This window comes from Novosphingobium naphthalenivorans NBRC 102051 (genome assembly GCF_001590985.1).
Classification (GTDB): Bacteria; Pseudomonadota; Alphaproteobacteria; order Sphingomonadales; family Sphingomonadaceae; genus Novosphingobium; species Novosphingobium naphthalenivorans.
This window is the reverse complement of the sequence record NZ_BCTX01000005.1, coordinates 34,741-47,538: the sequence shown is the minus strand read 5'-3', so window position 1 is coordinate 47,538 and position 12,798 is coordinate 34,741. Positions and strand designations below refer to the sequence as shown.

The 12,798-nt window shown below is 63.9% G+C and carries 9 protein-coding genes; 3 read left to right on the top strand and 6 right to left on the bottom strand.

What is annotated here, in order from left to right:
- Position 1 precedes the first annotated feature (1 nt).
- Positions 2-2,434 carry a glycoside hydrolase family 3 protein gene (locus NN5_RS02930; RefSeq protein WP_067732562.1) on the bottom strand — a complete coding sequence of 811 codons (2,433 nt, stop codon included), beginning with the start codon at positions 2,432-2,434 and terminating at the stop codon, positions 2-4.
- Positions 2,435-2,561: 127 nt separating this feature from the next.
- On the opposite strand from NN5_RS02930, the gene NN5_RS02925 reads away from it, so the two are divergent.
- Positions 2,562-3,650: a LacI family DNA-binding transcriptional regulator gene (locus NN5_RS02925; protein WP_067732561.1), complete on the top strand. Its 1,089-nt coding sequence runs from the start codon at positions 2,562-2,564 to the stop codon at positions 3,648-3,650.
- Between the two features lie 15 nt (positions 3,651-3,665).
- Here the strand turns inward: NN5_RS02925 and NN5_RS02920 are convergent, their stop codons facing one another.
- From NN5_RS02920 to NN5_RS02900, 5 genes are read right to left on the bottom strand one after another with little or no spacing between them, the layout of a single operon-like run.
- Positions 3,666-4,499: an aldose 1-epimerase gene (locus NN5_RS02920; protein ID WP_067732560.1), complete on the bottom strand. Its 834-nt coding sequence runs from the start codon at positions 4,497-4,499 to the stop codon at positions 3,666-3,668.
- On the bottom strand, positions 4,496-5,932 hold the full coding sequence (locus tag NN5_RS02915) for a sugar porter family MFS transporter (RefSeq protein WP_067732559.1): 1,437 nt from the start codon (positions 5,930-5,932) through the stop codon (positions 4,496-4,498). The genes NN5_RS02920 and NN5_RS02915 overlap by 4 nt, the downstream gene beginning before the upstream one ends.
- A gap of 29 nt (positions 5,933-5,961) precedes the next feature.
- Positions 5,962-6,837 (bottom strand): SMP-30/gluconolactonase/LRE family protein, encoded by an 876-nt coding sequence (locus NN5_RS02910; protein ID WP_084384699.1) that lies wholly within the window; start codon positions 6,835-6,837, stop codon positions 5,962-5,964.
- Complete coding sequence (xylB, locus tag NN5_RS02905) at positions 6,828-7,613, bottom strand: D-xylose 1-dehydrogenase (protein ID WP_067732610.1); 786 nt, start codon at positions 7,611-7,613, stop codon at positions 6,828-6,830. The genes NN5_RS02910 and xylB overlap by 10 nt, the downstream gene beginning before the upstream one ends.
- A 17-nt stretch (positions 7,614-7,630) precedes the next feature.
- Positions 7,631-8,677 carry a fumarylacetoacetate hydrolase family protein gene (locus tag NN5_RS02900; protein ID WP_084384706.1) on the bottom strand — a complete coding sequence of 349 codons (1,047 nt, stop codon included), beginning with the start codon at positions 8,675-8,677 and terminating at the stop codon, positions 7,631-7,633.
- A 235-nt stretch (positions 8,678-8,912) separates the two neighbouring features.
- On the opposite strand from NN5_RS02900, the gene NN5_RS02895 reads away from it, so the two are divergent.
- Both NN5_RS02895 and NN5_RS02890 read left to right on the top strand, forming a co-directional pair.
- Complete coding sequence (locus NN5_RS02895) at positions 8,913-11,144, top strand: WD40/YVTN/BNR-like repeat-containing protein (RefSeq protein ID WP_084384698.1); 2,232 nt, start codon at positions 8,913-8,915, stop codon at positions 11,142-11,144.
- A complete protein-coding gene (locus tag NN5_RS02890) occupies positions 11,141-12,784 on the top strand; it encodes a DUF5597 domain-containing protein (protein WP_067732557.1) in 1,644 nt (547 codons plus the stop codon). The genes NN5_RS02895 and NN5_RS02890 overlap by 4 nt, the downstream gene beginning before the upstream one ends.
- Positions 12,785-12,798: the final 14 nt, after the last annotated feature.

Genomic DNA, 12,798 nt, shown 5'->3' with positions numbered 1-12,798 from the left:
CTTATTGGGGGCACACAGCGCCAGCCGGATCGGTGGCGAGCTGCATGCCGGATATCGTGATCGCGAAGGGCGCTTCGGCGCTCAGCGTGAAGGGGCGGCTGATCCCGCCGAGATAAGTGCCATGCCCGGCGAAGCACTTGAGCGGAATGCGCAGGGTGGCCCATTTCCCCTCGGGAGCCAGAACTTCGTCGATCCGGACAGCACCGGAACCAAGCGCCAGAGTGACAGGTGCCTTGGGTGGGGTATCAAGCCGGTACGTGACTTCCACGTTCATATCGGCGTTGGATTCGCGCTCCAGCTTGAGGTTGGGGCCGAGAATGGACGCCGTGCCCGAACCGCCGAATGCGAACTGGATCGCGGCTTCCTGCCGGTCCGCACTGTCGACAAGGCGGTGCTGCACGGTGGGCGCGGTTTCAAGGCGGAAGGGCTTGGCGACGATCCCGTTGTCGATGAACATGCTGGTATTGGAATCGCTGGCATCGATGCCGGCTTCCTCGCCGAGCTTGGGGACCTGGCCGCCTTTTGCATATGTGAGGCCGTAGCCCAGCGGAAACAGCGGATCGTAGCCCGGCATGCCCTTGTTGAGGGTGAACTGGGCTGCGGTTTTGGGCCAGCTGAAGGACAGGGTGCCGTGAAAGTCGGTCTTGCCGCCGATCAGGACGTCGGCAATGCCTTCACCTTCGGAACCGGGGAACCACGCGGCGACGAAGGCGTCCGACTGGTTGAGCTCAGGATTGACCCAGAGCGGGCGGCCCGACAGGAATACCGAGACCGTGGGAATGCCCGCAGCCTTCAATTTCTTGAGAAGTGCCAGCGCCTTCTTGTTGCCGGGCTGGAATTCGAGGGTGCGGACGTCGCCGCGCAGTTCCGCGTAAGGCTCCTCGCCAAAGACGACCACGGCGACATCGGGCTTCTGGGTGAAGCTGCCGTCCGGAGACAGCACGGCCTTGCCGCCTCCGGCCTTGAGCGCTTCGGCTATGCCGGTGTAAATCGAGGTTGCCCCCGGGAAATCGGCGTTGGTGTTGCCATCGCCCTGCCACGAGAGAGTCCAGCCGCCGGATTGGCGGCCGATATCATCCGCCGCGTCACCCGCGACCAGCACTGTGGCGCTTGTCTTGATCGGCAGGACACCTTCATTCTTGAGCAGGACCAGACTTTCGCGGACGGCCCGGCGGGCAATGGCCCGGTGGGCCGCAGACCCCATTTCCTGCGGCTTGTCTTCGTAAGGCCGGGCGGGGTTGAACAGCCCCAGCTTTATCTTCACGCGCAGGATACGGCGGACGGCATCGTCGATCCGCGCCATTGGGATTTTGCCCGATTGCGCGGCTGCGAGTGTCGATTTAAACAGGCCTTTCCAGCTGTCAGGGGCCATCGCCATGTCGAGGCCCGCGTTGAAGGTCGCGGGACAATCGGTGTTGGTGCAGCCGGGTATCTGGCCATGGCCGTTCCAGTCGCCGACGATGAAGCCATCGAAGCCCATGCGCCCTTTGAGGACATCGGTAAGCAGCGCTTTGTTGCCGTGCATTTTCACGCCATTCCAGCTCGAGAACGAGGCCATGACAGTCATCGTTCCGGCATCGACGGCCGCAGGGTATCCGGCATCGTGGATGCGGATCAGCGTATCCTCGTCGACCTTGGTGTCGCCCTGATCGATGCCGTCCGATGTGCCTCCGTCGCCCAGGAAGTGCTTGACGCTGGCGGCTACGTGGCCGGCCTGCACGGTGGTTTGCGAGCCGGGCTCGCCTTGCAGGCCTTCGACCATCGGCCCGGCATAGGCTGCAACCACAGCGGGGTCCTCGGAATAGCCTTCATAGGCACGGCCCCAGCGGCCGTCCTGCGGCACGGCAAGTGTCGGGCCGAATGCCCAGTCAATTCCGGATGCCGCTGTTTCCGCGGCTGTCGCCCGGCCGATCTCGCGCATCAGCGCAGGGTCGTGCATGGCGCCGAGGCCGCTGTTGTGCGGGAAGATGGTTGCGCCCACGACATTGCTGTTTCCATGCACGGCGTCGATGCCGAACATGATCGGGACCGGCTCGTGGCCGGGACGCTTCTGCGTGGCGACGGCATTGAATGCGCGCGCGGTGGCAACCCATGCGGAGGCCGGCGAACGATCCGGTGCATTGAGCGGCGGCGAATTGCCGCCAGCGAGGATCGAGCCGAGGGGGTATTCGCGCAGATCCTCCGGCTTGATCGACGCTGTATCGGCCTGGATCATTTGCCCCACTTTCTCGCGCAGGCTCATGCGCGCCATGATCGCGGTAATCTGCGCCTCGGTCTCCGGGGCGATGAGCCCGGGGCTCTTTGCGGCTGGCCATCGCTCGGGATGGACGGCGTCCGCCGTGGGCGTGGTTGGCGGTTCCTGGCTTTGGGCCACGGCGATGGAGGCGCAGGACGCCAGCATGGCAGTCTGCATTACGCGGCGAAAACGCTTCATGGCATCCTCTTTCATTCCCTTGCGCTGAACCCTAAGGGATCGGAAATGATTGCGCTACCATAAATCGTGAGAAGGAATTGCCACCGAGGGCATTTTGCCATTTGGAAAGTCCTGCTAGAGTGCGCCCATGTCCGATAGTGAGCGCAAACGCCGGCCTGCGAAATCCCGGCAAACCGGGGCCCCGACCATTGCCGATGTCGCGGCGCTCGCGGGTGTCTCGATGATGACGGTATCGCGTGTCATCAATTCCGAGCCCAAGGTCCGCCAGTCGACTCGTGACGCGGTCAATGCCGCCATCGCGCAGCTCAACTACGCGCCAAACCGTGCGGCCCGCAGTCTGGCCGGCGCTGCGCAGATCCGGCTGGGCCTGCTCTATTCGAACCCGTCCGAAGCCTTCCTGAGCGCATTCATCGTCGGAAGCCTTGAAGAAGCGGGGCGCTCAGACGTGCAGATCATCGTACAAAAAGTGGAAGACGGTGAAGATCTGGCCCTGGCGACCGAAAAGATGGTCGGGGGCGGGATCGACGGCGTGATCCTTCCGCCGCCGCTCAACGAAACGCCCGAAGTGCTCAAGGTGCTGGAAGACGCCGGAATGCCGACAGTCGCCGTTGTTACGGCCAAGCCGCACGAGGGAGTGGCTGCGATCATGATCGATGACCGCAGCGCGGCGCGTGAAATGACGGCACACCTTATCGGCCTCGGCCACCAGAAGATCGGGTTCATCCTCGGCCATCCCGACCTTTCTGCCAGCGGTGAGCGTCTGGAAGGCTATCGCGAGGCGCTGGCCGAAGCGTCCATACCCTTCGATCCGAACCTCGTGGTGCAAGGGTATTTCACGTATCGTTCCGGTCTGGATGCGGCCGAGGTCCTGCTCTCGCTCGACGATGCACCATCCGCCATATTCGCCAGCAACGACGACATGGCCGCCGCGACTGTCGCCATCGCGCACCGGCGCGGTCTGGACGTGCCGGGGGATCTCACGGTCTGCGGCTTCGACGATGTGGCACTGGCTACGACGATCTGGCCGGAGCTGACCACCATCCGGCAGCCGATCGCGCAGATGAGCCGCCGCGCGGTCGAATTGCTTGTCACTTTGCTGCGGACCAAGCGCAAGAGCGAGATCAACGCGCACAGGATCGTGGTGGACCACACGCTGGTGCGCCGCCAATCGGATGCCGCGCCTCGCCGCAGGCCTGCGCTTCGCGTCCCGGGCTGAACCGGCAAGCGATTCTCAGGCGTTCCGGATGCGCATGGTCACGATGGCCTTCGCCCCGGCTTCCAGTGGAGCGGGAGGGGCGATGTTGACGGCGTTGGGCAGGGTGCTTTGCGGCTCGGCGCAGAAGAAGTCCTGTCCTGGCGGCAGGAACAGATGAAGGAACGGGGTGCCATCCCCTTCCAGCAGGAGATCACCGTCGTGGCAGGATAGCCGCAGCGCGCCGTTCCAGCCGGCATAGCAATGGTCGATCAGATCGGGGCGTTCAAGACAGGCGCCCCGTCCCCAGTCCCCCAGTGCGCCAGCAGGGGCGGGGTGGGTTGGCAGAAGCTGCGCATCCGCGAGCCAGACATGCGCGGCGTCAAAGGCGATGGCTTCGACCGGCGGACGGTAGAACCAGGGGTGAAAGCCGAGGCCCGCAGGCATGGCGCAATCACCCGTATTGTGCAGTTCAAGCCTTGCCTCGAGGCCTTCGGATGAAAGCTGCAGCCTCTGCCTCAGAGTGAACGGCCAGTCCCAGCCGGGACCGGCTTCATGATGATGAACTTGCGTCACGCCGCTGGCGTCATGGCTTTCGATTCGCCACTCCCCGAGCCAGGCGGTGCCGTGCAGCGGGTGGTCCTGCCCGTCATGATTGGGAGGTAGATGGTGGCTAGCCCCGCGCCATTCGAACCGGCCATGGGCAATCCGGTTTACATAGGGAGCGAGCGGGAAGCATGCGCTTTCGAAGGGCTCAATGCTTCCTTCCGGCATCGGGCGCAGGACCGGGCGCCCGCGCCGGGTCAAGGCGCGGATCATGCCGCCATGATGCGGGGCGAGATCGAGCTGCCAGTCGCCCGCCGCGATCCTCACCCTTCCATGTCCTCCAGTTCCCGGCCGCGCGTTTCCTGCACGGTCGCGCGCACGAAGAAGAACGAGATCGCGGCCGCTGCGGCATAGAGCACATAAGTGATCGCCAGCCCCGGCTTTTCGGCCATGCTGGGGAAGCTCACCGAAATCGCGGCATTGGCGATCCATTGCGCGAAGCCCGCCACCGCCAGCGCCGAACCGCGGATCTGGTTGGGGAACATCTCTCCGAGCATGACCCACATCACCGGGCCCCAGCTCAGGTTGAAGAAGACGGTATAGACGTTCGCCGAGATCAGCGCGACGAGGCCGAAATGCCCCGGCAGAACGAGGCTGCCGTGCGCATCGGTGACTGCTGTCGAAAAGGCCCATGCGACCAGTGCCAGGGCAACCGCCATTCCCGCCGATCCGATCAACAGCAGCGGTTTGCGGCCAATCCTGTCGATCAGCGCGATCGTGGCAAGGCAGGCGCCGATGGAGAGCGTGCCCGAGAGGATGTTGATCTGCAGGGCATAGTCCTCGGTGAAGCCCACGGCCTGCCACAGCGTCGCGCCGTAATAGAACACCACATTGATGCCCACGAGTTGCTGAAACACGGCAAGGCCGATGCCGGCCCACAAGACCGGGCGGATCCGGCCGGTCCGCTTGTCGACAAGGTCGGAAAGGCGGGGGCGATGGTGGTCAGCGGCCAGCGATGCCCGGATTTCCCGCACTTTGCGGTCGGCCTCCGCCTCGCCCAGCAGACGGGAAAGTACGGCGTGCGCTTCGGTTTCCCGGCCGCGCGCGACAAGGTATCGCGGGCTTTCCGGGATCGTGAGCAGCGCCACGAAGTAAATTGCGGCAGGAATGGCCTGAAGCCAGAACATCCAGCGCCAGGCTGCAAAGCCGAACCACAATGACGCGGTTGATCCGCCTGCCCAGCGGGCGAGGACGAAGTTGGCCAGGAAAGCGCCGGTCAGCCCGGTGATGATCATCACCTGCTGCACGCTCGACAGGCGGCCGCGGATACCCGCCGGGGTCATCTCGGAAATGTAAACCGGCGATGTCACGCTCGCCGCCCCGACGCCGAGGCCGCCAACGATGCGTGCCAGGATGAAGATGGCTGACGATGTCGCGGCGCCCGCAGCAAGCGCGGAGGCGAGAAACAGGACGGCGGCCAGCATCATCGTGCCGCGCCGCCCGATCAGGTCGGACAGGCGGCCCGCGATGAAGGCGCCGATCGAAGAGCCGACGAGAATGGCGCCGACGTTGATGCCGATGCCCAGCCGCCCCAGATTGAACGCTGCTTCAAGGCCATTCTGGGTGCCGTTGATGACCCCGGAATCATATCCGAACATGAAGCCGCCAATCGTCGCTACCGCGACAACGAGCGCGACGAGGCGTTTGTTGATTCCGGCCCTGTCCATGGCGGCGATCCTCTTTCCCTTTGATCCGTGCATCTTTTCCTCTTGCTCCGGATTGAATTGTCTCAGGTATTTGCGCGGCGAGGCGGTGCGGCTGGGACTTCGACGCGGAAGGTGAAAAGGTCCCCTGCCAGAGGCTGCGCCGCAAGTTGTTCTTCTGTCAGGCCCTGCCTTGCGGTGGTGGCGTAAGCCGTGTGGCGGTCGGGACCGCCCAGGGCCAGCTTGGTAACATTGCTGACGGGGAAACGCACTTCGTGCGTCATCTCGCCATCGGGGGCAAAGCGCCGTGCCGCACCGCCGCCAAAGAAACCCAGCCACACACCGCCTTCGGCATCGCACGTAGCACCGTCCGGATGCCCTTCATCGCCCGTGAATTCCAGGAACACCTCGCCTGAATCCGGAATGCCCTCCGGCGTGATGGCATGGCGGATGACTCTGCGGCCCAGGGTGTCGACATGATAGACTTTGGTGCCGCAAGGCGACATCGCAGGGCCATTGGTGATCGTGACCGGCGCGAGGGCGGTTTGCGTGACCGAGCCTTTGTCCAGAACGAACACCAGGCCGGTCTCGCTCGCCTCAAGGTTGTCCATCGTTCCAAACCAGATGCGCCCCTGGCCATCGATAGCGGCGTCGTTGAGGCGGTTGTCGGGCAGATCGGCCTGTATCCGGGCGATCCGTTCAAACCTGCCGGTTTCGGGCAGGAAACGATGCGGGCCGGTCCGGAGGCCGGCAATCAGTCCATTGACGGCGGAGGGCAGCACCCAGCCGATGTGTTCCGGGGCTTGCCAGTTCCTGAGGCTGCGCGAAGCAGGATCGAACCGGAACACCGTATCTTGCTTGATATCGACGAACCACAAGGCGTCGTCGATCCAGACCGGTCCTTCACCCAGCGTTGCGCCGACAGAAAGAAGGTGCTCGGCCTGCATCGCGGTCACCGCCATCCCGCATCGACCCAGTAGTCATGTCCGGTGCACATGCGCGCGCCGTCCGAACTGAGGAACAGTGCCAGCGCCGCGACGTCCTGCGGGGTGATGCGCCCGGGCAGGCACTGGGCAGCGACGATTTCGGCCTCGCCCTCGGGCGTGTACCACTTTTCCTGACGCGGGGTCTTCACATTGCCCGGTACGATCGTGTTGACACGGATATTGTCGCGCCCGAGATCGCGCGCCAGACTGCGGGTCAGCCCCGAAATCGCGGCCTTGGCGGTCTGGTAGAGTACAAGATCGGGCAGGCCGAGGTGCCAGCTGATCGAGCCGAAGTTGACGATCACTCCGCCGCCGGCGCCGCGCATGGCCGGAATGACTGCCTGTGCTGCGAAAAACTGGTGGCGCAGGTTCACGTTCATGCGTTCTTCCCAGAACGCGGGTGTCACGTCGCCGATGGCGTGGCGATCATCGTTCGCGGCGTTGTTGATGAGGATATCGACGCCGCCGAGATCTTTCACGAACCCGCTGATGGCACCGGTGACCGCATCGATCTGGGTCAGATCGAGGTGGTGGTACGCAGGCGCATGAAGCGCGCCGGGGGCCAGGCGATGCGCCAGCGCCTGGCCATCAACGTCTTGAATGTCGACGAATATCACTTGTGCGCCTTGCAAGGTGAAGGCCTCGACAAGCCCGGCACCGATGCCGGTCGCGCCGCCGGTGATGATGACCCGGCGGTCTCGCAGCTCGGGATAGATGGCGCTGAGGCCGCCGGAAGTTGTCTTTTTTAGCATATTGTCCTGATCGTTCATCATGCCGGGAGCAGACCGCGGCGGGCAAGATTGGAAAAGAGATCGCCGATGCCGAATGTCCACGCCGGTGCCTGTGCCGAGGTCGTTACCCGGTTGACGAGCGTGCCCAGGCGGGCGCTTGATATGGTGACCACGTCACCGGGCTTGTGCGTGAAGCCGCGCCCGGGTTCGTTACGGTCCTGGGTCGGGGCGAACAGCGTCCCGCAGAACAGCGCGAAACCATCGGGATACTGGTGTTCGCTCATGGTTTGACGCAGCAGATCCTCTGGATCGCGGCTGATCTCACGCATCGTGCTGTGGCCTTCAAGGACATAGCCGTCCTCACCCTCTATGGTCATTGCCACATCGGCGGCGCGCACATCGTCCATGGTGAAACCGTCATCGAACAGACGGATGAAGGGGCCGATCGAACACGAGGCGTTGTTGTCCTTGGCCTTGCCCAGAAGGAGCGCCGAGCGGCCTTCAAAGTCGCGCAAGTTCACATCGTTGCCGAGTGTCGCCCCTGCGGCCTTTCCGTCCGGGCCGGCAATCAGGACCACTTCGGGCTCGGGGTTGTTCCAGCCGGAATCGGATCGGACACCGATTTCGGCGTCCTGGCCAACCGCCGACAGCACCGGGCATTTTGTGAAGACTTCTGCATCGGGACCGATGGCGACCTCAAGATATTGCGACCACATGCCTTCGTCTATCAGGGTTTGCTTGAGCGCATCGGCGCCGGGGGAGCCGGGCACCGTGCTGCGCACCGAGCCGCCAAGAACGGCTTCAATCCTGCTGCGGATTCCGGCGGCCGCGACGTGATCGCCGCGGGCACGCTCCTCAATCACGCGTTCAAGTGCCGAGACCGCGAACGTTACACCGCAGGCTTTCACGCATTGCAGGTCGATGGGAGGCAGCAGCCCTGCTTCTGCCAGGACTTCTATGGTGCCCAAAGGCTCACCGCCGGACCGGATGCCGGACGCAATCAGGGCCGATACCGTAGGCGCCACACGCGCCATGTCGAATACGCGGCCATCGCGAATCAGAATCGGCACGGGGCCTTCGCCCATCTCGATCCGGCCGAGAAAAATGCCGTCCTGCCAGTCTTTGGGCAGCCCCCGGTTAATAACGGGAGAATTTTTCGTCACTGCTATTCCCCTCCACAGGTGTTAGCGTTATCTATGACGAGCATTGCAGCGTCAAGATGCGAATCTGAAAGCGAGTTCGTTAGCGCTGAAATGCAAGGAGAGAGGCGAGGCTTTGGGCATCCCAGCGGTAAGAAATGCGCCGTTAGTTGCGCTCACAATGCTGACTGCAATCGCAGGGGTGGCAGGGCATGCGGATTCCCCGTCCGCAGAGCTTTCTCGGGCGGAAACAAATTATGCGGCCGTTGCCTATGACTGGCGCAACGTGCGCGTCGGCGGAGGCGGTTTTACCCCCGGCATTGTGTTCAGTCCGGTCGAGCCGGGGCTTGCGTGGCTGCGCAGTGACATGGGAGGCGCCTATCGCTGGGATGCAAAGGCGCTGCGCTGGTGGCCGCTGCAGGATCAGGTGTCCGAAAGCAGCTATATGGGCATCGAGAGCATTGCGGCTGATCCCGTTGATCCCGGCACGGTCTATCTCGCGGCCGGGATGAACTGGGCTGCCCCGTCCGCCATTTTCCGGTCCGCCGACTACGGAAAGACATGGCGGGTGACGCCGGTGCCGTTTCGAATGGGCGGAAACGAAGACGGGCGCGGGCTGGGAGAGCGGCTGGCGATTGATCCGTTCGACCACAATCGCCTGTTCTTCGGCTCTCGCCATCAGGGCCTTTGGCGGAGCACGGATGCCGGGACCAGTTGGGCCCCGGTATCGTCATTCCCGCTCCCCGGTCTCGGCCTGCCTGCCAAACCGCATCAGACTCATGGCGGCTTGTCCTTCGTCGTTTTCGATCCGAGGGTTCAGGGGCGGATGTTCGCCGGAAGCGCCGATCCCGGACTTCGCCACCTGTTCCGCTCCGATGACGGCGGCCAGACCTGGCAGGCCGTTCCCGGTGGTCCGCCATCCGACCTGTTGCCGGTCAAGGCGGCGGCCGGGCGGGACGGTGTGCTGACCGTTACTCTTTGCAATGGCATTGGCCCCAACGGGATCACGCGCGGTGCGGTCTGGCGGTATGATCCTGAGAGCGGGGAATGGCGTGACGTTACCCCTATCAAGGGGCCCGGAGCCCCCGAAGGCGGTTATATGGGCGTTGCGGTGTCGGCATCCGATCCGCAGACGCTCGCGGTCAGCACGGTGGATCGGGGCAAGCCCGTCGATACGGTGTGGCTGTCACACGATGGCGGGGAGCATTGGGACGCGTTGTACGAACGCTCTGTCCGCGACGTTTCGGCAACGCCGTTTCTCGATTTCGATGGAAAGGCCAACTTCGGGCACTGGATAGCCGGGCTGGCGATTGATCCCTTCGATGCGAACCATGCGGCCTATGTGACCGGGGCAACCGTCTATGCCACGGATGAACTGGACAAGCCGGGCACCATGCACTGGGCGCCGTGGACGGCAGGCATTGAGCAGACGGCGATCATCACACTCGTCAGCCCCACCGGCGGGGCGCACCTCGTCTCCGGCTTCGGCGACATCAGCGGGTTTCGGCACGACGATTTCAACGCCTCGCCGCCTCATATGCATCTCAACCCGTTTCTCGCGAACACCAACACGCTGGATTACGCCGGGCGTGCACCCAAAGTGATGGTGCGCAGCGGCAATATTCACGCGCCGGTCGTCCCGGATACCTCGCTGGCATGGTCGGCCGACGGCGGTGCTTCGTGGACACGGCTCTATGTGCCTGAGGGCAAAGCCCATGCGGACGGTTCGCCGCGGCCCGAGCAAACGGGCGATGCCGCGATCACGGTTTCGGCCGACGGATCGGCCTTTCTGGTTGAAACCGATCAGCCGCAACTGACTCGGGACCGCGGCGCGCACTGGCAACCGGTCTCAGGATTGCCCGGCCGGGTGCGTGTCACCGCCGACAAGATGGATCCCCGGCGCTTCTATGCCGTCGATTTCGCGAAAGGCCGGATCGTGCGCAGCGACGATGGCGGGGCGCATTTCCATGCGGTGGCGGGCAGGGGACTTCCGGCTGATCTCTCAGCGGCCCGTTCCCACAACCGTGAGGCGCCGCCGCCGCTCCTGGCTGAGCCGGGCAGGGCAGGGGCGCTGTGGTTCAATCTCGAAGGCGCATTGTGGCGCTCGGCAGATTTCGGCGAGAGTTGGACGCGCACGGGCGAAGCGATTGCGATCGAGCACTACGGGCTCGGCAAGGCAGCGCCGGGGCATGCTGTTCCGGCTCTTTACGCTTTGGGCACGGCGCACGGCCTCCGCGCGATCTGGCGCTCGGTTGATGGCGGCCGCGGCTGGATCCGGATCAACGATAATGCCCACCAGTGGGGGCTGCGTATTCGCGTGATTTCCGGCGATCCGCGCGTGTTCGGGCGAGTTTACATCGGAACGGATGGCAGGGGTTTGATCTACGGTGACCCTGCGGAGGGGCGAAAATGAACAAAACTGCTCTCATCGCATCGCTGGCGCTATGGATGGTGCCCGGACCGGCATTGGCGGCATCACCTGCGGCAGCAATTGCGGAAACGCCTGTGCCGTGTATCGAGAGCCGGAATGGCCGCCACGCGCTGATCGTCGACGGGGCACCTTATCTGATCCTTGGCGCACAGGCGAACAACTCCAGCAATTATCCGGCCATGCTGGGCGACATCTGGCCGATGCTCGATGCCATGAACGCGAATACGCTGGAAATTCCGATCGCGTGGGAACAGGTTGAACCGGTCGAGGGTGCATTCGATTTTTCCTACCTCCAGACCCTGCTCGATGAGGCGCGGGTCCACAACAAGCGCATCGTGCTGCTCTGGTTCGGCACCTGGAAGAACACCAGTCCGTCCTATACCCCGGCCTGGGTCAAGCTCGACAACAAGCGGTTCCCGCGAATGAAGGCGCCTGACGGGGCGGATCACTACGTGCTCTCGCCGCTGTCGAAGAACACGCTGGAGGCGGACAGGCGCGCCTTCGTGAAAGTCATCGAATACCTGCGCGACCATGACCGGCAGAACACGGTCATCATGGTTCAGCCGGAAAACGAAACCGGCTCCTACCGGGTGCCGCGCGATTACTCCGCGGAAGGAAACGGGCTCTTCGCCCGGCAAATTCCAGCGGCTTTGGCCAGGAGGACGGGCAAGTCCGGCACCTGGGAGCAGGCTTACGGCAAGCAGGCGCCGCGCGCGTTCAACACCTGGTATGTCGCCAGCTTCGTGAATGCGCTCGCGGAGGCAGGCAAGGCGGTGAAGCCGCTGCCGATGTACGTCAACGCTTCGCTGGCGGGCCCTTCGAACGTGCCCGATCCCACCGGCGTAGCCAGCGGCGGGCCGCAGTGGGACGTGCTCGATATCTGGAAGGCCGCTGCTCCTGCCATCGATTTCGCCGGACCGGACATCTATGACCGGGAGAGCGCAAACGTGATCCAGTATCTCGACAAGTACAACCGGCCGGACAATGCGCTGATGGTGCCCGAGATCGGCAATTCCGCGATGTATGCGCGCTTCTTCTGGGCGGTGATCGGCCGGGGGGGCATCGGCTTTTCGCCCTTCGGCATGGATAACAGCGGTTTCCTGAACTACCCGCTGGGGGCGAAGAAGATCGACGAGGCCACGCTCGGCACGTTCGCGCTGCCCTATGCCACGCTGGCCCCGATCATGCGCGACTGGGCGCGGATCGCCTTCGCCCGGCCCACCTGGGGCACGGCCAAGCCGGATGACAACACGCCGCGCCATATCGTGATGGGCAAGTGGAAGATCACCGCGACCTGGGGCGAACGTCAGTTCGGCGAGAAGGAATGGACCTGGCTCCAGGCCGATCCTCCGCCATGGGCCGACAAGCCGGTGGGCGGTGCTGCCGTGGCGCAGCTGTCCGACAACGAATATCTGGTCATGGGCGATCACGTACGCGTGCGCTTCACGCCTGCAGGCGGCGAGCCCAACGGCGTCATTGTGTCCGTGGAGGAAGGGACCTTCCGGAACGGCCAGTGGGTCAAGACCCGCGTGTGGAATGGAGACCAGACCGACTACGGGCTCAACTTCGTGGACAAGCCGCAGGTGCTCAAGGTCACCACCGGTTTCTATTCATCCAAATGAACAAGCCTCAAGGG